Origin of the sequence: Enterobacter sp. MGH 16 (assembly GCF_000493175.1) — a bacterium.
Lineage (GTDB): Bacteria > Pseudomonadota > Gammaproteobacteria > Enterobacterales > Enterobacteriaceae > Enterobacter > Enterobacter roggenkampii.
The window spans coordinates 581,462-600,085 of the sequence record NZ_KI535695.1; the positions used below are offsets into that span (position 1 = coordinate 581,462).

Consider the following 18,624-nt stretch of genomic DNA (forward strand, 5'->3'; position numbering starts at 1 on the left):
TCACTCTTTAGCAAACCGGGTGGAAACCAGCCCGTAGACTGCCACCTGGGAAAACCAGACCCACCACCCGGCCCACAGGTTGTGAGAGAAAAAATGCGCCCCGCGCATGACCTGACCGAAGCCCATCGCCAGACCCAGCAAAATGCCGAGAACGACAAAGCTCCAGGCCAGACGCGGCCGCTCGCGCCAGAAGGCAAAAAACAGTCCCATCACCATAAAGCCGCTGGAAGAATGGCCGCCGGGGAAGCAGCGCCCTGGGCCGCTGTCCGCTGGGACGGCGCTGAACAGGGGATAGGACATCGCCTTACCGCCATATTCCACCAGGTCCCACGGGCAGCTGTGATGGCTCATGCTTTTCAGCACGCCCACGACCAGCGCGCCAAGCCCCATCAGCAGCGCCGCCGTAACCAGCCTCGCGTTACGCTTGTACGCGCCGTAAAACAGCGCCACGGCGCCTAAAGCGATGGCAATGTACTTCGCCAGACGATGGTTGAGCAGATCCAGCAGGTGGTCTTTCTGCAGCGGGAAGCTCTGCGTCGCCGCGTCATACCAGAAGCCGGTGATCCATCTGTCGAGCGCTTCATTGCGCGATAGCCACGTAAACACCACGGCAAGGACTATCAGTATGAAAAGCTGATAACCATAAAAGCGGGCCGGCAAGCGGTAAAGGCGTTTTGTCTTATTTGTCTGTAACTTAGACAATTCTGAACGGCTGGAGGTGAGTGACATAATTTGGGGTCGTTGACGAGTAATGGGGCTATCATAAATCTGTCAAATTAAGGAAACCTTAAACGAAGACGATATGTGCTTTATTTCTGTTTATCCTCGATAAATCACTATCTCGGGCTGCGGCATTTCATTACACTCGTCGCGATTTTGTCATTATAAAGAGATTGCATGTTAAACCGTTCTTCTTCAGGTTCACGTCTGGGTCGTCAGGCGTTGCTTTTCCCCCTGTGTCTGGTGCTCTACGAATTTTCTACCTATATCGGCAACGATATGATCCAGCCCGGTATGCTGGCCGTGGTGGCGCAGTACAACGCCGGAATTGAGTGGGTACCGACCTCCATGACCGCCTATCTGGCCGGCGGCATGTTTTTGCAGTGGCTGTTAGGCCCGCTGTCGGATCGTATTGGCCGTCGCCCGGTGATGCTGACGGGCGTGGTGTGGTTCATCGTCACCTGCCTTGCCACGCTGCTGGCGCAAAATATTGAACAATTTACTCTGCTGCGCTTCCTGCAGGGGGTGAGCCTGTGCTTTATCGGCGCCGTGGGGTATGCGGCCATTCAGGAGTCGTTTGAAGAGGCGGTGTGTATCAAAATCACCGCGCTGATGGCGAACGTGGCGCTGATCGCCCCCTTGCTCGGGCCGCTGGTGGGCGCCGCATGGGTGCATATGGCCCCCTGGGAAGGGATGTTTGTGCTGTTTGCCGTTCTCGCCGCCATCGCGTTCTTTGGCCTGCACCGTGCGATGCCGGAAACCGCCACCCGCATCGGCGAGAAACTCTCGCTGAAAGAGCTGGGTCGGGATTACAAAGAGGTGCTGAAGAATGGCCGCTTTGTTGCGGGCGCGCTGGCGACCGGGTTCGTTAGCCTGCCGCTGCTGGCGTGGATTGCCCAGTCTCCGGTCATTATCATCAGCGGTGAAAAGCTCAGCAGCTACGAGTACGGCCTGCTGCAGGTGCCGATCTTTGGCGCGCTGATTATCGGTAACCTGGTGCTGGCTCGTCTGACGTCACGCCGCACCGTGCGTTCGCTGATTATCATGGGCGGCTGGCCGATTGCGGCAGGGCTGATTCTGGCGGCGGTGGCAACCGTCGCGTCATCTCACGCTTATTTGTGGATGACGGCGGGGCTGAGTATCTACGCCTTCGGGATTGGCGTGGCGAACGCCGGGCTGGTGCGCCTGACGCTGTTTGCCAGCGAGATGAGTAAGGGCACGGTCTCCGCGGCGATGGGGATGCTACAGATGCTGATTTTTACCGTCGGTATCGAGGTGAGCAAGCATGCCTACGCGATGGGCGGTAACGGGCTGTTCAGCCTGTTTAACCTCGCCAATGGCGTGCTGTGGGTTGGCCTGATGGTGGTATTCCTGAAAGACAAGCGCGTCGGAAACGCTCTGCAACCTTAATTCTTATGCCCTCTCCCTGTGGGTGAGGGCACCAGACCGCACGCGGTCAATTAAACGGTGCCTCCCCGTTCAATACCTTCTCAATCACATCCAGCACGCCTTCCTCGTTATTGTGCGGCGCTTCAAAGCGCGCCGCCGCTTTGATATGCGGTCTGGCATTCGCCATCGCAAAGCTGAACCCGGACTGGCGCAGCATCTCCACGTCGTTGCCGCTGTCGCCGAAGGCCACCACGTCGCTGTTCTCTATCCCCCAGCGCTGTTGCAGGATCCGCAGGCCGTTGGCTTTATGCACGCCGGGGATAATGAGGTCGATACTGCCGTGACCGGTGGTGACGGGCACCATGATGTCGCTGAGCTTTTCATGCAGCAGCGCCTGAATACGCGGAATTTCATCATCGGACACGTTGAGTCCGAACTTGAAGAAAATATCGTTCAGGTTGTCGAAATCGCTGACCATTTCCAGACGGTGATAGTACTTCGCCGCGATGGCCTTAAAGCCCTCGTCATAGCACTTCAGCGTATAGGCGCTGCTCTTCCCGCAGGCGATAATCTCAATGCCGGGAACGTCGTTTAAGACGCTCGCGACGGTCTCGAAATGGGCTTTCGACAGTTCACCGTTAAAGACGTCTTCACCCTCACTCACGACCCAGCCGCCGTTTTCGGCGACGAATGAAATTTCATGCGCAATCTCCGGGAAAAAGGAGATGAGCTGGTAGTACTGGTTGCCGCTGGCGACCACGAAACGAATGCCTTGCGCCTTCATGCGCGCGTACTGCGCCAGAAAGCGCGGGCGATTGTAGCTCTTGGCATCGCTCAGGAATGTGCCATCCATGTCGACGGCGATCAGTTTAACGCTCATATCCCTTCTCCAGTGTCGTTTGATTCGTTTCCGGCTTTGCCACCGCGCGCGCCACCAGCGCCGCGATGATGACCAACCCTAACACCACCAGCATGGCGCTGCGCAGCCCGTAGTGCTCCCCGAGGAAGCCGAGCAGCGGCGGCCCGACCAGGAAGGCGAGATAGCCCGTGGTTGCCACCACGCTGACGCGCGTCGGGGCATCCGGGCCGGTATCGCTGGCGGCAGAGATGGTCAGCGGGAAGCCGAGGGATGCACCCAGCCCCCAGAGGATCACCGAGACGCCGGCAATCCAGTCCACATCCACAAAGATGATCATCGCGATACCCAGCCCGCCGAGCAGGGCGCTGGCGCGCACTACCGCCACGCGGCTGTAGCGGTCGATAAACCAGCCGCCGGTGAAGCGCCCGACGGTCATCCCCAGCGTAAACCCGGCGTAAATCAGCGAGCCGGAGGTCGGGCTAAAGCCGTGACCGTCCACCATCAGCAGCGGCAGCCAGTCGTTGGCCGACCCCTCCGCGAACGCCATCGCCAGCACCACCACGCCGATCAGCATCAGCTGGAAATCGCGGTAGAAGGGCAGCCCTTTTTCGGCTGAGTGCTGTTCGTCAGCGGAGTTTTTACCGGTGCCGTCCGGGATGGCCCGGATGCCGGTCAGAATGGGAATGATGCACACCAGCGCCGCCAGCAGAATATGCAGATTCGCGCTCACGCCAGTGGCCGTCAGCGCCATCCCCACGCCCGCACCGGCCAGCGTGCCGAGGCTATAGAAGCCGTGCATCATCGGCAGCACGGTTTTGTTCATCTCGCGTTCGACCGCTGCCCCTTCCACATTTATCGCCACTTCCGCCGAGCCGAAGCTGCCGCCAAACACCGTCAACCCCAGCGCAAACAGCACCGGTGAGGCAAACCACAGCGCCACGCTCAGCACGATCATCCCGAACACCGCGAAGCACATGGTGGTGCGGATCACCGCTCGGGTACCGAAGCGCTTTACCAGCCACGCGGAGCAGAGAATGCCGCTCATGGAGCCTATCGACAGGCCGAACAGCACGATGCCCATTTCCGCGGTAGAGACGGACAAAATATCGCGAATGGCGGGCGTGCGCGTGGCCCAGGAGGCCATCAGCAGACCGGGAATAAAGAAGAACATAAACAGCGCCCACAGGCGGAGCTGTAGGGCTTTACGGGGAGAGGTCAGCGTCATCGGGGTAGCACCAGAAGTACAACAATAGCGACAACACTAGCAAGTTTGTGTACATTTGTACACAAACCAGGTGAGGAATTGATGAGCAGACCACCCAACGATCCGCATCGCCGGGAGAAGATCCTGCAGGCGACGCTCGACACCATTGCTGAACACGGTATTCACGCCGTCACGCACCGTAAAATCGCCACCTGCGCGGGCGTGCCGCTGGGGTCGATGACCTACTATTTCGACGGCATGGAGCCGCTGCTGGAGGAGGCCTTCACGTGGTTTACCCGCCAGATGTCGCAGCAGTACCGGGATTTCTTCGCGGGCGTCACCGGGCCGGAAATGGCGTGCGAATCCATCACCACCCTGATCCACAGCTCGCAGGTGACAACGCCCCACAACATGGCGCTGATGTATCAGCTTTACGCCTTTATGCACCGCAGCGCGGCGCTGAAAACGGTGATGCAGGACTGGATGAAGATGAGCCAGACCACGCTGGAGCAGTGGTTCGACCCGGTCACCACCCGCGCGCTGGACGCGTTTATTGAAGGGATGACGCTGCACTATGTCACCGACCGGGCGCCGTTAAGCCGGGAGGAGATTCGGGCGATGGTGGGGAGGATTGCGGGCATTACACCATTAAATAAAGAAAATTAGTTCATACTTTTCAATGTATTACGATTTTTCTCCATATTGACAATCCGGACCTAACACGTGACTATCCACCGCGGTGGTTATTTACTGTTCAGTGGTTGAGGTTGGCGTTGGGTGAAAAAGTAAGTACCTGGTTCGTGCAGGTCAGTCTGGCAAAAAAGAGAGCGTTGTTAGTACTGTTGATTTTGGTTCAGACGAGTCTGCTGATTGGGCATCTGCTCTACCAGCGCGGCTATGTGGAGGATAACGCTGCACGTATCCTTCGCAATACGGCCATACTCCAGTCCCAGCAGTTTGAAACCAGCCTTAACGCGATGCGCTACCAGATGCGCTTTATCGGGAATGCCTTTCTGCTCAACCATACGGTCACGCCTGAAAACGCGCAGCCATTCCTGCAAGGGGAGCTTAAGCGCGCCTGGCTGGATGGCGTTGTCGTCTTTGATGAAGACGGTGATTTTCTCAGCAGCCGCGCGCTATTTCCTTTTGAGCGCGCTCTGGACGCCACTACGCTTGCGCAGGCCAGCTTTCGGCAGCACCCTCTGTTTACTGATTTTCGCCGGGATGAAGTTACCGAAAGTTTGTTTTACTGGCAGAGCAACGGCACGGATAAAAACATGTTGGGCTTCGTGATGTTCCGTGCAGTGCGCGACGCACATGGTCGCTTTCTTGGTGGTGCGTTGGGTTTCTTCAATGGTAACACCATGAACGATATGTTTCGCAAAATGGAAGCGCAGGGCTTCGATTTAGGTCAGGGTGGGGCGATGGCGGTCCTTGATCGTGACAATGCGGTGCAGCTTGCCCGTATGGGGGCGAATGACGGTTCGCAATTGAACACCTTCGACCCGCGCCTCGCGAAGCTGCTGGAATACGCAAGCGATACCGCACAGGTCCAACGATATACTTCTCCGATTGATGGCGTTGAACGTATGGGAGTATTTCTTAACCTCAACGAACGCAAATGGGTGCTGGCCGTCGGGCTGGCCAGAAAAGACGTGCTGCACGGCTGGTATTATCAGGCTCTGTGGACGGCGCTGGCGATTCTGGTTATCTCCATTACGCAGTGGTTTCTGATGCATTACATCCACGTCAACGCCCTGCAGCGGGCGCGTTTCCAGCAGGAGGCGCGGCTCGATCCGCTCACCGGGCTGGCAAACCGTCGCCAGTTTGATGAGTGGTCTTTGCGGGCCTGCAATCTTGCCCGTCGGCATCAGCAACCCCTGTGCCTGATGAGCATGGATCTGGATTTCTTCAAGCGTATTAACGACACCTGGGGCCATGACGGCGGCGATGCGGTGCTGAAGCATATTGGCAACGCGCTTCCGGCACTGGTGAGAGGCAGCGACATTGTCGCCCGCTTCGGCGGGGAAGAGTTTGTCGTGGCAATGCCGCAGACCTCTCTGGAGACGGCCGCTGAGATCGCCGAGCGCGTACGGATGAGCCTTGCCAGCCAGAACGTCGACTTCAACGGGCAGACGATCCGCTTCACCGCCAGCATGGGGCTCGTATGTATGACGCCGGATGAACTGGAGATTGAACATGGCGTGCAGTCAGCCCTGGCGCGAGCCGATCGTGAGCTTTATCGTGCAAAACGTGAGGGGCGCAACCGGGTCTGCGTGGCGAGCTAGCGGGCGGTTGTTTTCTCCAGGCGTTCAGGGCCCGCCGGGCGCTGGCCCTGTCGTCCACCTGAGGATGGATTATTTTTTCAGGATATTCTTCCCGCTGGCGTCCACCACCGCTTCGCCATCCTCTTTCGTAAACGCCCCTTTCTGCGCGTCCGGCAGGATGTCGAGGACGGCTTCAGACGGGCGGCACAGGCGGGTGCCCAGCGGCGTCACCACAATCGGACGGTTAATCAGGATCGGGTGTTGCAGCATAAAATCGATAAGCTGGTCGTCGGTGAAGCTGTCTTCGGCCAGGCAGAGCTGTTCATAGGGCTCCACGTTTTTACGCAGCAAATCGCGCACCGAAATGCCCATATCGGCAATCAGGGCGGTCAGCGTATCGCGCGACGGCGGCGTTTCCAGATAGAGAATAATCTCTGGCTCCGCGCCGCTGTTGCGGATCATCTCCAGCGTGTTGCGCGAGGTGCCGCAGGCGGGGTTGTGGTAAATGGTGATGTGGCTCATATCAGTGGCTCATTACAGTGTGAAGGAGAGACGTAGCGCCAGGGCGGCGAGCGTCACAAACAGGACCGGCAGCGTCATGATGATGCCCGTCCGGAAATAGCCGCCCCAGGTAATCGTCATGTTTTTCTGCGCCAGCACGTGAAGCCAGAGCAGGGTGGCGAGACTACCAATAGGCGTGATTTTTGGCCCCAGATCGCAGCCAATCACGTTGGCGTAAATCATCGCTTCCTTAATCAATCCCGTCGCCGTACTGCCCTCAATGGAGAGCGCGCCAATCAGCACCGTGGGCATATTGTTCATTATGGATGACAGAAACGCGGTGATGAACCCGGTTCCCAGCGTGGTGGCCCACAGCCCGTGTCCGGCCAGGCTATTCAGTACGCCTGTGAGAGAGTCCGTCAGCCCGGCATTACGCAGGCCATACACCACCAGATACATCCCCAGCGAGAAGATGACGATCTGCCACGGCGCGCCGCGCAGCACTTTTCCGGTATTTATCGCATGTCCGCGTTTTGCGACAGCGAATAAAATCAGCGCGCCGACGGTCGCAATGGCGCTGACCGGAATGCCGAGAGGTTCAAGCACGAAGAAACCGACGAGCAGAAGGAGGAGGACGATCCAGCCCGTTCTGAACGTCGGGAGGTCGTGAATGGCCCGCGCAGGCTCCTGGAGTTTCGCCAGGTCATATTCTGGAGGAATTTCCTTGCGAAAGAACAGGTGCAGCATGACCAGCGTTGCGGCAATCGCGGCGATATCCACCGGGATCATCACCGAAGCGTACTCGCTGAACCCCAGCGCGAAGAAGTCTGCCGAGACGATGTTGACCAGGTTGGAGACAATCAGCGGCAGGCTGGCGGTATCGGCGATAAAACCTGCCGCCATCACAAACGCCAGCGTGGCCTGTTTGCTGAACCCCAGCGCCAGCAGCATGGCGATGACGATAGGCGTGAGGATCAGCGCCGCGCCGTCATTAGCAAACAGCGCTGCGACGGCTGCGCCCAGCAGGATAATCCAGGTAAACAGCAATCGCCCTCGACCTTTCCCCCAGCGAGCGACGTGCAGTGCTGCCCACTCGAAAAAGCCGGACTCATCCAGCAGCAGACTGATAATGATAACGGCGATAAACGTTGCCGTGGCGTTCCAGACGATATTCCAGACTACCGGAATATCGTTAATGTGAATCACGCCGCTGGCCAGCGCCAGCACGGCGCCAATAGTCGCGCTCCAGCCGATACTCAGTCCTTTGGGCTGCCAGATGACCAGCACCAGCGTAAACAGAAAAATTGCCCCTGCCAGAAACATCGCTTACTCCGTTATATCTGTTTTTGTGAATGTGTTGTGATTAGCACGAACCCGGAAGCCGGTTTTTCAGCTTCATACGCGTCTCTTCCCGCAGGCAGTTCCAGCTGGTGTCGATAACGGCTGCCGCCCATGCAGGCATGTTGGGAGAGAGACGGTAATGGACCCACTTACCCTCGCGACGGTCGATCACCAGCCCGGACTCGCGCAGCAGCGCCATATGGCGGGAGACTTTCGGCTGAGATTCGGCGGTGGCGGCGCAGAGATCGCAGACGCACAGCTCGCCCGCTTCGCGGAGCAGCATGACGATGGCGAGCCGCGTTTCGTCGGAGAGGGTTTTGAAGAGGTGGAGTGGGTGGAGCATTCGGTCATCCTGAATGTCTTTAATCATATGCATTAAATCATATGTGTTTATGGCTGGCGAGAGAAGAGGGAAAAGCAGGAAGGATAGAAAAACTCAGGGAGGGCTTGTTGAAGGTCAAAATAGTCTTTTATGGCTTGCCCGGACCAATCCTGACAGTCATGGGAAAGAAACCGTCCCCTGGAACGGTTTCATTTTATCTGCTCACTTTCAACACTCTTCTGTGCTCAGGCGCAACAGCGATCGTTCCAGGTGTCACGGTAAATGATATTCCCCTCCGTGTACTTCCATGAGATAGCTTCATAACGCAATTCGAGTGTTTCAAGATGGGTGCTGCTCATCCCGTTAGGGGTCAGGAAGGGTGCCACTGTCGTGAACTTAACGTTTTCCATCACGATATTGAAATATTCGGCCTCGATACCGGACTCCAGAATACGGTACATCTTAATAATCCCCTTCTTCATCACTCGCCCTTCGCACACGGCTCGGTAAAGAAGTGGGGTAGTCTGATCAAATTCTTTGATTATCGTAATAGGGCGATGGACGCGCGTGCCGGTGAGCTTGCCCCAACTTGGGTCAACCGGAATGGTTACGCCATGGGAGAACGATTTCAGTTCTATGGAACCATGACGGGTGGGCATCATACAGCTACCAACAATTGGCGAGCCGTTCTCGTCCTCAAGCCAGAGATGTGCGGGTGTAGACATGTCATTTCCTTATTAGCAAACGTGAAGCTTTTATGGTTCTCAATGCCATATCCAGTAAGCCAGCCCGAGTGTGACCAGGTAAAACAGGAGGATGAATCCCTGGCTAACCTCAGGGAAGTAAACGTCAAGGACATAGCCAAAAATGAACGAGAGGATGATGGGTATATAAGTCCAGAAGAAAAATTGGGCCTGAGATTTGAGCCAGCGTCTTAGAAAGCCCATTAGTGCCTGCCCATGAGCTTCAGGATAGTGTCAGCAGCATCATAAGGGCTTTGACTGTCGGTCCATTGATGGGTTAGCACGCCCGCGCGCATAAAAGCAGGTTCCACCAGGAAATACATCATTTCCAGTTCTCGCAGGTACAACGCTTGATAGTAGGCGGGATGCATCACTTGCAAGCGATGAGCGCTGTCAGCGGCCTGTTGCACAATCCCATATATCCCCAGCCCGCCAATAGCCGCGCCCGTTAATCCTGAAACGACCTTTAACCCTGAAGGTGGAAGGGTTATATAAAGGCAAACAGTCGATGTGACCCCTGCAGAGAATGAATAAGAGGTTAGCGTGCTGGTGGATATATAAACGTTAGCGCGCATTAGAGCATGCTGTATCCCTGATAATTCTGCCGGGGAATAATCCTTAACCAGCTCCTCAACGTACGTGTTGATTAGGTCAAAGACGATGTTCCAGCGAGAAACGAGATGGAATATGCCCTTTCGGAAGCGAGCGTCCTCCAGGTTTTGTCGGGTGCATACATCGTAATATTCATCAGTAAAGCAGGAAGTGTAGTACAGCAGGCGTTGGGCACCGGCACCTATATTACTCAGCTGGCTCTTTACTTCTTCACCTACCGCGCGTACCGCCTGGTCCAGCTTCATGGCCAGTATTTTTTGGCTCTGAAGCTGGCGGATGATCTCTTCAGAATGGTACATGCTTACTGACCTCGCACTTCAGCTCACTTGAGCGATCTTTTGCTGCATTCCCTAAGACCGGAATTGCCATTACTGAGCTTGAAAACTGCATTCCTGTCCCCTCCATAGTGTTTCTATCCGCTCCAGCGTATGCCCGTAACTAATATGGACGTTCAAAGCAGATCATGTTTATGAAAAACAGGGGATTTTTAGGAGAATGACCTGATATTTTTTAATCTAAATACGATTTATCGGGAGGTTTTAGGGCGAATAGATGAGTTCAATACTGAGTGGCGCGTTCCAAAGCCCAAATGGATTGCAGTAACAGTTAGCTGACTAATATAGACCCGCCGCTGGCTGGTTTTTTATTACCTGTTACAGCTATATAAGTTCTGCCGCGACGATGTCACTATGCAGGGGAACGTGGCGGCCTAAAGCATTAATTTACAGAGTGGTAATTTTCAGGCAACAAAAAACCCATCAACCTTGAACCAAAACGGCGGGGTTGATGGGCTCCACAAATTGGGGACATCAAAGAAAAGCAGTGGCACTAGTTATGACTGCCCCCTGATAAAAAAGTTCTGCGCGTAACGAAAATATTTTCCGCCACGCGCATTCTTAGGAGTTATCCGAGCCCCGGCCAGATGATGATGATCAGCGTACCCGCCAGCGTGAGCAGTACGTTAGCGATAGCATAGGTGCCCGCATAGCCCAGCGCCGGAATGTTGCTGCGCGCGGTGTCGCTGATGATTTCCATAGCAGGCGCACAGGTACGCGCCCCCATCATCGCCCCGAAGAGCAGGGCGCGGTTCATGCGCAGCACGTAGGCACCGAACAGGAAACAGATAACGACCGGTACCAGGCTGACGATAAGTCCGGAAACCAGCATCTGCCAGCCGACGGCGCCCAGGCTGTGACCAATCCCGCTGCCCGCGCTTAAGCCGACGCCTGCCATAAAGACCATCAGACCGAACTCTTTCACCATGTTCAGCGCGCCCTGCGGAATGTAACCGAAGGTCGGGTGGTTCGCTCGCAGGAAGCCCAGCATGATCCCGGCGAACAGCAGACCGGCGGCATTACCGATGCCGAAGCTGAAGTTGCTGAACTGGAAGGTGATCATCCCGATCATCAGGCCAACGATAAAGAATGCGCAGAAGGCCAGCAGGTCGGTGACCTGGCTGTGAATGGAGATAAAGCCGATGCGGTCGGCCACGGTTTTCACGCGGCGGGCGTCGCCGCTGACCTGCAGCACGTCGCCTTTGTTGAGCACCACGTTGTCGTCGATTGGCATCTCAATCTGGCTGCGGATCACGCGGTTGAGGAAGCAGCCGTGGTCGGTCAGCTTCAGCTGCGCCAGGCGGCGGCCCACGGCGTTATGGTTTTTCACCACGATCTCTTCGGTGACGATGCGCATGTCGAGCAGGTCGCGGTCGAACACCTCTTTGCCGTTACGGAAGCTCGGGTCGAGACGGGCGTGGGCGTCCGGGTAACCGACCAGCGCGATGTCGTCGCCCATCTGCAGCACCGCGTCGCCGTCCGGGTTCGCCAGAATACCGTTGCGGCGGATACGTTCGATGTAGCAGCCCGTCTGGCGGTAAATCCCCAGCTCGCGCAGATTTTTACCGTCTGCCCATGCCACCAGCTCTGGCCCGACGCGGTAGGCGCGGATCACCGGGAGATAAACTTTACGTTTGGAGTCGGTATCCAGACCGCGCTCGCGGGCGATTTGCTGGGCGCTGGTCTGCAGATCCTGATGCTGCAGTTTTGGCAGGTAGCGTGCGCCAACGATCAGGCTCACCAGACCAATCAAATAGGTCAGGGCATAGCCCAGGCTCAGGTGGTCGAGGGCGGTGGAGAGCTGTTCCCCGGCCATACCGGAGTGGCGCAGGGTATCACCGGCACCCACCAGCACCGGAGTGGAGGTCATCGAGCCTGCCAGCATACCGGCCGTTAGCCCGATATCCCAGCCAAACAGTTTACCCAGCCCTAACGCGATCAGCAGCGCGCTGCCGACCATCACCAGCGCCAGCATCAGATAATTTTTGCCGTCGCGGAAGAAAATAGAAAAAAAGTTCGGCCCCGCTTCCACGCCAACACAAAAAATAAACAGCATAAAACCTAGGTTGAGCGCGTCCGTGTTAATGCTGAAGTGCTGCTGCCCTAATAATAAGGAGACGACTAAAACGCCAATGGAATTACCGAGTTGAACCGAACCCAGGCGCAATTTACCCAGGCAAAGGCCCAGCGCCAGTACCACAAATAATAACAGGATGTAATTCCCATTTAACAAGTCTGCGACGTTTATATTCACGGAGGCTAACTTCTTGTTTACCAGTAAGTTGTTGAATGAAAGGACTTTTTGGGCTACTGTTTTTTGGGTCAGGGAAAAGCGTTAACGCTCCCTGTTTCCTGCTTTATTCCCTAAAACATTAGCTGGCGTGTAGTTTAATCGCATTAGCTACTGACAGCTACTGATTATCGCATCACCCTGTGCGTACTTTGGCAAGGATTGCCGCATTGCTTTATCTGACTGGGCGTCTACCCGACGAAAGTGTATTTGATAGAGATAAGTCAGGAGGATAGGTTGAATATGAAACGAAACTGGGCGGGGGTGATCAGCTGCTTTTTGCTGTTCACGGTCGTATGCATGTCGCTTGCTTTTAACGTGAAAGGGGCATTCAGGGCGTCGGGTCATCCGGAGCTCGGGTTGCTCTTTTTTACCCTGCCGGGGGCAGCTGCCAGTTTTCTCTCCCGTAAAGGGGAGGTGGTGAAGCCACTGCTGGGCGCCATGCTGGCCGCGCCGCTCTGTTTGCTGATGATGCGCTTGCTGTATATCTCTACGCGGAGTTTCTGGCAGGAGCTGGCGTGGTTGATGAGCGCTGTTTTCTGGTGCGCCCTTGGCGCGCTCTGCTACTTATTTGTGCGCAGTCTGCTTCATAACCGACGGCACCACAAATAAAAACGCCCTCTCGGTGAGGGCGTCCTTTCATTTCATTACTGGGCAGCAAACAGGCCCAGGTGCTCTTTGGCGTAAGCTTCAAAGTCGGTGCAGCCGCCAATGTGTTTCTGATCGAGGAAGATCTGCGGTACGGTTTCAACCGGCTTACCGACAGTTTTTTCCAGATCGGCTTTGGTGATGCCTTCCGCGTGGATGTCCACATAGCGGAAGTTGAAGTCATCGCGCTCTTCGGTCAGTTTCTCAGCCAGCTCTTTCGCGCGCACACAGTAAGGGCACCCTGGACGACCAAAAATAACTGCAAACATTTCTCTCTCCTCAAAAAAACAAGCCTGACGGCGAATGACACGTATAGTGCCCCATAACCTGTCGTCATTAAAGAAGGTTTCGCCTGTCGTTATAATATCTATGAGCTATGTTTCGCCAATTACACCGCGCATATCATTGCCTATACTGGCTGCCATACGGTTTAAGCAAGACAAAGAGAGACAAGATGACGCCAACCATAGACCTGCTCCTTTCCCATCGTTCCATTCGCCACTTCACCGATGAGCCGATTACCGATGCGCAGCGCGAAGCGATTATTAACAGCGCAAGGGCGACCTCCAGCTCCAGCTTCCTGCAGTGCAGCTCCATTATCCGCATTACCGACCCGGCGATGCGTGAACAGCTGGTGACGCTGACCGGCGGGCAGAAGCATGTGGCTCAGGCAGCCGAGTTCTGGGTATTCTGCGCCGACTTTAACCGCCACCTGCAGATCTGTCCTGAGGCCGAGCTGGGCCTGGCCGAACAGCTGCTGCTGGGCGTGGTGGATACCGCGCTGATGGCGCAAAACGCCTTTACGGCGGCGGAGTCGCTGGGGTTAGGCGGCGTCTACATTGGCGGCCTGCGTAACAACATTCAAAGCGTGACCGACCTGCTGAAGCTGCCAAGACACGTGCTGCCGCTGTTTGGCCTGTGCCTTGGCTGGCCGGCGGATAACCCGGATCTGAAGCCGCGCATTCCTGCCGCCATGCTGGTGCATGAAAACCACTACCAGCCGGTCGATCAGGATGTCCTGAATCACTACGATGAAGAGCTGGCGAATTACTACTTGACGCGCGGCAGCAATAACCGCCGCGACACCTGGACTGACCATATTCGCCGCACCATCATTAAAGAAAATCGCCCGTTTATTCTTGATTACCTGCACAAACAGGGCTGGGCGACGCGATAGTCCATTTATCCTGCGCCTGCCTGCGTATATGATACGCAGGCTTTTTCCATGTCTTCAGAGAGGTGCAGGGTGAAAATTGCCATATTGTCCCGGGATGGAACGCTCTATTCATGTAAGCGCCTGCGAGAAGCGGCGGCGAAACGCGGGCATCAGGTTGAGATCCTCGACCCGATGTCCTGCTATATGAACATCGACCCCGCCGCCTCGTCGATTCACTACAAAGGCCGCAAGCTGCCGCACTTTGATGCGGTGATCCCCCGCATCGGCTCCCAGATTACCTACTACGGCACCGCCGCGCTGCGCCAGTTCGAGATGCTGGGCAGCTACCCGCTCAACGAATCCGTCGCCATTTCCCGCGCCCGCGACAAGCTGCGCTCGCTGCAGCTTCTTGCCCGTCAGGGGATCGATCTTCCCGTCACCGGGATTGCCCATTCCCCGGACGACACCAGCGATCTGATCGACATGGTGGGCGGCGCGCCTTTGGTGATCAAGCTGGTGGAAGGCACGCAGGGCATTGGCGTGGTGCTGGCGGAGACCCGTCAGGCGGCGGAGAGCGTGATTGATGCCTTCCGGGGCCTCAATGCCCACATTCTGGTGCAGGAGTATATCGAAGAGGCGAAAGGGCGCGATATTCGCTGTTTTGTGGTGGGTAACGAGGTGGTGGCGGCGATCGAGCGGCAGGCCAAAGAGGGCGATTTCCGCTCTAATCTTCACCGCGGCGGCATTGCCAGAATCGCCGATATCAGCGATCGCGAACGGGAAATTGCCGTGAAAGCGGCGCAAACCCTGGGGCTGGACGTGGCGGGTGTAGACCTGCTGCGCGCGACGCGCGGGCCGCTGGTCATGGAGGTGAACGCCTCGCCGGGGCTGGAAGGTGTGGAAAAAACCACAGGGGTCGATATTGCGGGTAAAATGATCTTATGGATCGAGCGTCATGCGACGCCGGGCTACTGTCTGAAAACGGGTGGTTAAATGGATTACCGCGCGCTTTTTAAGTACCCTATGCGAAGTTTTTATTAAAGAGGCTGCATCGCGATGGATTTACAGGTCGTACCTACACTGGATACGTTACGTCAATGGCTTGATGATGCCGGAATTACGTTCTTCGAATGTGATTCCTGCCAGGCGCTGCATCTGCCTCATATGCAGAATTTCGACGGCATTTTCGATGCCAAAATCGATCTGATTAACGACGTGATCCTTTTCTCCGCGCTGGCCGAAGTGAAGCCCTCCGCGCTGCTGGCGCTGGCTTCCGACCTGTCGGCAATCAATGCCAGTTCTTTGACGGTGAAGGCATTTCTCGACATACAGGATGATAATCTGCCAAAACTGGTCGTTTGCCAGTCTTTATTCTCCGGGGCAGGGCTGTCGTTCAAGCAGTTCGCCTGGTTTATGCGCTTGAGCGAAGAGCAAATTTCCATGGTTATGATGGAAGCCAATGCACACCATCTGCTGTATAGCGCGGAAGATGATGCAGAGAATAATGATGCATCTCCCAATTTTCTTCACTAAGCCTGTCTGACTTTTGCGCAGTCGCTGCCATAGCGGCTGCAGAAGGCCATTTTTTCTGCTGCTTTTAACCTTTCTTTAAAGAATTATTCACCTCCCTGAAGGCCGTTTCGGCTTATCACGTAGACTTAACCTGCATAAAAAATTGATAAAAGGCGTTTTTTCGTCTGGGCTATAGCCGGGGACACGGGCTACAGTTATTCTTGCGATGCTTAAAAAAGCGAGCGGAAGCTGCCGGGTAAAGAGGTTTCTTTTTATTTTGAGCAGAGCGACAAACTATGCATGATTTTTGCATATATCCTGATTGCACAGTTTTAGTTCGTTTGTTAACGAGCTTTCAGAAGGAATAACACTATGATCGCCTTGAATAAAAAATGGTTATCGGGTCTGGTTGCGGGTGCTCTGATGGCCGTCTCTGCCGGCACGCTCGCTGCGGAACAAAAAACGCTGCACGTTTATAACTGGTCTGACTATATTGCGCCGGACACGGTGGCAAATTTTGAAAAAGAGACCGGCATTAAAGTCGTCTACGACGTGTTCGATTCCAACGAAGTGCTGGAAGGAAAGCTGATGGCGGGCAGCACCGGGTTTGACCTCGTGGTGCCTTCCGCAAGCTTCCTGGAGCGCCAGCTGACGGCAGGCGTCTTCCAGCCGCTGGATAAGAGCAAATTACCGAACTGGAAAAATCTCGATCCGGAAGTGCTGAAGCTGGTGGCTAAGCACGACCCGGACAACAAATACGCGATGCCGTATCTCTGGGCGACCACCGGTATCGGCTACAATGTGGATAAAGTCAAAGCCGCGCTGGGCCCGGACGTGAAGCTGGACAGCTGGGACGTGGTGCTGAAGCCGGAAAACCTCGAGAAGCTGAAAAGCTGCGGCGTCTCCTTCCTCGATGCGCCGGAAGAGATTTTCGCGACCGTGCTGAACTACCTGGGCAAAGATCCGAACAGCAATAAGGCCGATGATTACACCGGCCCGGCGACCGATCTGCTGCTGAAGCTGCGTCCAAACATTCGTTACTTCCACTCGTCCCAGTACATCAACGACCTGGCGAACGGCGACATCTGCGTCGCGATCGGCTGGGCAGGGGACGTATGGCAGGCGGCAAACCGCGCGAAAGAGGCGAAAAACGGCGTGAACGTCTCCTACTTCATTCCGAAAGAGGGGGCGCTGGCCTTCTTCGACGTCTTCGCGATGCCGGCTGACGCCAAAAACAAAGACGAAGCGTATCAGTTCCTCAACTACCTGATGCGTCCTGAGGTTATCGCCCACATCAGCGACCACGTTTACTACGCGAACGGTAACAAGGCCTCCGTGCCGCTGGTGAGCGAAGAGATCCGTAATAACCCGGCTATCTATCCGCCAGCGGATGTGTTCGCCAAGCTCTTCACCCTGAAAGTCCAGGATCCAAAAATTGACCGCGTGCGTACCCGCGCGTGGACCAAGGTGAAAAGCGGTAAATAACCCTTTGTCACAGGCCGGGCAAGCGAAGCGCCCCCGGCAACAGGCGCACCGTTCTGGTGCGCCTGCACCATGATTTGATCTCTACCGGAGAACACCCCGTGAATGACGCGATCCCCCGCCCGCAGGCGAAAGTCCGTAAAGCGCTGACCCCGCTTCTTGAAATTCGTAACCTCACCAAATCTTTCGATGGCCAGCATGCCGTGGACGACGTCAGCCTGACGATCTATAAAGGCGAAATTTTTGCCCTTCTGGGGGCCTCTGGCTGTGGTAAATCGACCCTGCTGCGTATGCTGGCCGGTTTTGAACAGCCCACCGCCGGGCAGATCGTGCTCGACGGCGTGGACCTCTCCAGCGTGCCGCCGTATCAGCGCCCGATCAACATGATGTTCCAGTCCTACGCGCTGTTCCCGCATATGACGGTGGAGCAGAACATCGCCTTTGGCCTGAAGCAGGACAAGCTGCCGAAGGCTGAAATTACCGCGCGCGTGGCAGAGATGCTGAGCCTGGTGCACATGCAGGAGTTCGCGAAGCGTAAGCCGCACCAGCTCTCCGGCGGCCAGCGCCAGCGCGTGGCCCTGGCCCGCAGCCTGGCAAAACGCCCGAAACTGCTGCTGCTTGATGAGCCGATGGGCGCGCTGGATAAAAAGCTGCGCGACCGTATGCAGCTTGAAGTAGTCGATATCCTCGAGCGCGTGGGCGTGACCTGCGTGATGGTCACCCACGACCAGGAAGAGGCCATGACCATGGCCGGGCGTATCGCCATCATGAACCGCGGGAAGTTCGTGCAGATTGGCGAGCCGGAAGAGATTTATGAGCATCCGACCACCCGCTACAGCGCGGAGTTCATCGGCTCGGTTAACGTCTTCGAGGGGCTGCTGAAAGATCGTCAGGAAGACGGTCTGGTCATCGAATCGCCGGGGCTGCAGCATCCGCTTAAGGTCGATCCGGATAACTCCGTGGTGGATAACGTGCCGGTCTACGTCGCGCTGCGTCCGGAGAAGATCATGCTCTGTGAGGATCCGCCTGCCGATGGCTATAACTTTGCCGTGGGCGAAGTGGTGCACATTGCCTATCTGGGCGATCTCTCCATCTACCACGTGCGCCTGAAAAGCGGGCAGATGCTCAGCGCGCAGTTACAGAACGAACATCGCTACCGCAAGGGGCAGCCTACCTGGGGCGACGAAGTGCGCCTGTGTTGGGATGCAGACAGTTGCGTTGTGCTGACGGTATAAGGAGCGGC

The 18,624-nt window shown here is 56.2% G+C and carries 19 protein-coding genes; 9 read left to right on the plus strand and 10 right to left on the minus strand.

From position 1 onward, the window contains the following. The gene (locus tag L362_RS19955) at positions 1 to 729 is read right to left on the minus strand and encodes a phosphatase PAP2 family protein (RefSeq protein ID WP_023326979.1); all 729 of its coding nucleotides are present in this window, start codon (positions 727 to 729) and stop codon (positions 1 to 3) included. Between the two features lie 168 nt (positions 730 to 897). Here L362_RS19955 and L362_RS19950 point away from each other — a divergent pair, with 168 nt between their 5' ends. After that, positions 898 to 2,130 (plus strand): MFS transporter, encoded by a 1,233-nt coding sequence (locus L362_RS19950; protein WP_021240942.1) that lies wholly within the window; start codon positions 898 to 900, stop codon positions 2,128 to 2,130. A 46-nt stretch (positions 2,131 to 2,176) separates the two neighbouring features. Here the strand turns inward: L362_RS19950 and L362_RS19945 are convergent, their stop codons facing one another. Continuing rightward, positions 2,177 to 2,989, minus strand: coding sequence for a Cof-type HAD-IIB family hydrolase (locus L362_RS19945; protein ID WP_023343649.1), 813 nt, complete (start codon positions 2,987 to 2,989; stop codon positions 2,177 to 2,179). Next, on the minus strand, positions 2,979 to 4,193 hold the full coding sequence (locus tag L362_RS19940; protein WP_023343650.1) for an MFS transporter: 1,215 nt from the start codon (positions 4,191 to 4,193) through the stop codon (positions 2,979 to 2,981). Before L362_RS19940 ends, L362_RS19945 begins: the two co-directional genes overlap by 11 nt. Positions 4,194 to 4,274: 81 nt before the next feature. Between L362_RS19940 and L362_RS19935 the strand changes: the two genes are divergently transcribed. Both L362_RS19935 and L362_RS19930 read left to right on the plus strand, forming a co-directional pair. Beyond that, entirely contained in the window at positions 4,275 to 4,838 is a 564-nt protein-coding gene (locus tag L362_RS19935) for a TetR/AcrR family transcriptional regulator (protein WP_021240939.1), read from the plus strand. Between the two features lie 164 nt (positions 4,839 to 5,002). Continuing rightward, positions 5,003 to 6,460 carry a sensor domain-containing diguanylate cyclase gene (locus L362_RS19930; RefSeq protein ID WP_230469164.1) on the plus strand — a complete coding sequence of 486 codons (1,458 nt, stop codon included), beginning with the start codon at positions 5,003 to 5,005 and terminating at the stop codon, positions 6,458 to 6,460. A 69-nt stretch (positions 6,461 to 6,529) separates the two neighbouring features. Here the strand turns inward: L362_RS19930 and arsC are convergent, their stop codons facing one another. The 6 genes from arsC to L362_RS19895 form a co-directional block, all read right to left on the minus strand. After that, positions 6,530 to 6,961 carry a glutaredoxin-dependent arsenate reductase gene (arsC, locus tag L362_RS19925; RefSeq protein ID WP_023343652.1) on the minus strand — a complete coding sequence of 144 codons (432 nt, stop codon included), beginning with the start codon at positions 6,959 to 6,961 and terminating at the stop codon, positions 6,530 to 6,532. A 12-nt stretch (positions 6,962 to 6,973) separates the two neighbouring features. Continuing rightward, entirely contained in the window at positions 6,974 to 8,263 is a 1,290-nt protein-coding gene (locus L362_RS19920; RefSeq protein WP_023343653.1) for an arsenic transporter, read from the minus strand. A 40-nt stretch (positions 8,264 to 8,303) separates the two neighbouring features. After that, positions 8,304 to 8,624, minus strand: a complete 321-nt coding sequence (locus L362_RS19915) for a metalloregulator ArsR/SmtB family transcription factor (protein ID WP_008503437.1) — start codon at positions 8,622 to 8,624, stop codon at positions 8,304 to 8,306. 224 nt (positions 8,625 to 8,848) lie between these two features. After that, on the minus strand, positions 8,849 to 9,328 hold the full coding sequence (locus L362_RS19910; protein ID WP_021240935.1) for an Hcp family type VI secretion system effector: 480 nt from the start codon (positions 9,326 to 9,328) through the stop codon (positions 8,849 to 8,851). Between the two features lie 221 nt (positions 9,329 to 9,549). Beyond that, positions 9,550 to 10,257 carry a hypothetical protein gene (locus L362_RS19900; protein ID WP_021240933.1) on the minus strand — a complete coding sequence of 236 codons (708 nt, stop codon included), beginning with the start codon at positions 10,255 to 10,257 and terminating at the stop codon, positions 9,550 to 9,552. A gap of 604 nt (positions 10,258 to 10,861) precedes the next feature. Next, complete coding sequence (locus L362_RS19895; RefSeq protein WP_008503440.1) at positions 10,862 to 12,547, minus strand: aspartate:alanine antiporter; 1,686 nt, start codon at positions 12,545 to 12,547, stop codon at positions 10,862 to 10,864. Between the two features lie 273 nt (positions 12,548 to 12,820). Between L362_RS19895 and L362_RS19890 the strand changes: the two genes are divergently transcribed. Next, a complete protein-coding gene (locus L362_RS19890; RefSeq protein WP_025912901.1) occupies positions 12,821 to 13,195 on the plus strand; it encodes an inner membrane protein YbjM in 375 nt (124 codons plus the stop codon). Between the two features lie 35 nt (positions 13,196 to 13,230). Here the strand turns inward: L362_RS19890 and L362_RS19885 are convergent, their stop codons facing one another. After that, positions 13,231 to 13,500 (minus strand): GrxA family glutaredoxin, encoded by a 270-nt coding sequence (locus tag L362_RS19885; RefSeq protein WP_006809455.1) that lies wholly within the window; start codon positions 13,498 to 13,500, stop codon positions 13,231 to 13,233. Between the two features lie 185 nt (positions 13,501 to 13,685). Between L362_RS19885 and nfsA the strand changes: the two genes are divergently transcribed. The 5 genes from nfsA (at position 13,686) to potG (ending at position 18,616) form a co-directional block, all read left to right on the plus strand. Continuing rightward, complete coding sequence (gene nfsA, locus L362_RS19880) at positions 13,686 to 14,408, plus strand: nitroreductase NfsA (RefSeq protein ID WP_023343654.1); 723 nt, start codon at positions 13,686 to 13,688, stop codon at positions 14,406 to 14,408. A gap of 69 nt (positions 14,409 to 14,477) precedes the next feature. Then, a complete protein-coding gene (gene rimK / locus L362_RS19875) occupies positions 14,478 to 15,380 on the plus strand; it encodes a 30S ribosomal protein S6--L-glutamate ligase (protein ID WP_021240931.1) in 903 nt (300 codons plus the stop codon). 63 nt (positions 15,381 to 15,443) lie between these two features. Then, complete coding sequence (locus L362_RS19870) at positions 15,444 to 15,920, plus strand: YbjN domain-containing protein (protein WP_003858385.1); 477 nt, start codon at positions 15,444 to 15,446, stop codon at positions 15,918 to 15,920. Positions 15,921 to 16,271: 351 nt separating this feature from the next. Next, entirely contained in the window at positions 16,272 to 17,384 is a 1,113-nt protein-coding gene (gene potF / locus L362_RS19865; RefSeq protein ID WP_008503444.1) for a spermidine/putrescine ABC transporter substrate-binding protein PotF, read from the plus strand. A 98-nt stretch (positions 17,385 to 17,482) separates the two neighbouring features. Beyond that, positions 17,483 to 18,616 (plus strand): putrescine ABC transporter ATP-binding subunit PotG, encoded by a 1,134-nt coding sequence (potG, locus tag L362_RS19860; RefSeq protein WP_021240929.1) that lies wholly within the window; start codon positions 17,483 to 17,485, stop codon positions 18,614 to 18,616. Positions 18,617 to 18,624: the final 8 nt, after the last annotated feature.

Bases quoted from the DNA above. Each gene is read 5' to 3' on its own strand.
- L362_RS19955 (WP_023326979.1), bottom strand. From the start codon at position 729: ATGTCACTCACCTCCAGCCGTTCAGAATTGTCTAAGTTACAGACAAAT.
- L362_RS19950 (WP_021240942.1), top strand. From the start codon at position 898: ATGTTAAACCGTTCTTCTTCAGGTTCACGTCTGGGTCGTCAGGCGTTG.
- L362_RS19945 (WP_023343649.1), bottom strand. From the start codon at position 2,989: ATGAGCGTTAAACTGATCGCCGTCGACATGGATGGCACATTCCTGAGC.
- L362_RS19940 (WP_023343650.1), bottom strand. From the start codon at position 4,193: ATGACGCTGACCTCTCCCCGTAAAGCCCTACAGCTCCGCCTGTGGGCG.
- L362_RS19935 (WP_021240939.1), top strand. From the start codon at position 4,275: ATGAGCAGACCACCCAACGATCCGCATCGCCGGGAGAAGATCCTGCAG.
- arsC (WP_023343652.1), bottom strand. From the start codon at position 6,961: ATGAGCCACATCACCATTTACCACAACCCCGCCTGCGGCACCTCGCGC.
- L362_RS19920 (WP_023343653.1), bottom strand. From the start codon at position 8,263: ATGTTTCTGGCAGGGGCAATTTTTCTGTTTACGCTGGTGCTGGTCATC.
- L362_RS19915 (WP_008503437.1), bottom strand. From the start codon at position 8,624: ATGCTCCACCCACTCCACCTCTTCAAAACCCTCTCCGACGAAACGCGG.
- L362_RS19910 (WP_021240935.1), bottom strand. From the start codon at position 9,328: ATGTCTACACCCGCACATCTCTGGCTTGAGGACGAGAACGGCTCGCCA.
- L362_RS19900 (WP_021240933.1), bottom strand. From the start codon at position 10,257: ATGTACCATTCTGAAGAGATCATCCGCCAGCTTCAGAGCCAAAAAATA.
- L362_RS19885 (WP_006809455.1), bottom strand. From the start codon at position 13,500: ATGTTTGCAGTTATTTTTGGTCGTCCAGGGTGCCCTTACTGTGTGCGC.
- nfsA (WP_023343654.1), top strand. From the start codon at position 13,686: ATGACGCCAACCATAGACCTGCTCCTTTCCCATCGTTCCATTCGCCAC.
- L362_RS19870 (WP_003858385.1), top strand. From the start codon at position 15,444: ATGGATTTACAGGTCGTACCTACACTGGATACGTTACGTCAATGGCTT.
- potF (WP_008503444.1), top strand. From the start codon at position 16,272: ATGATCGCCTTGAATAAAAAATGGTTATCGGGTCTGGTTGCGGGTGCT.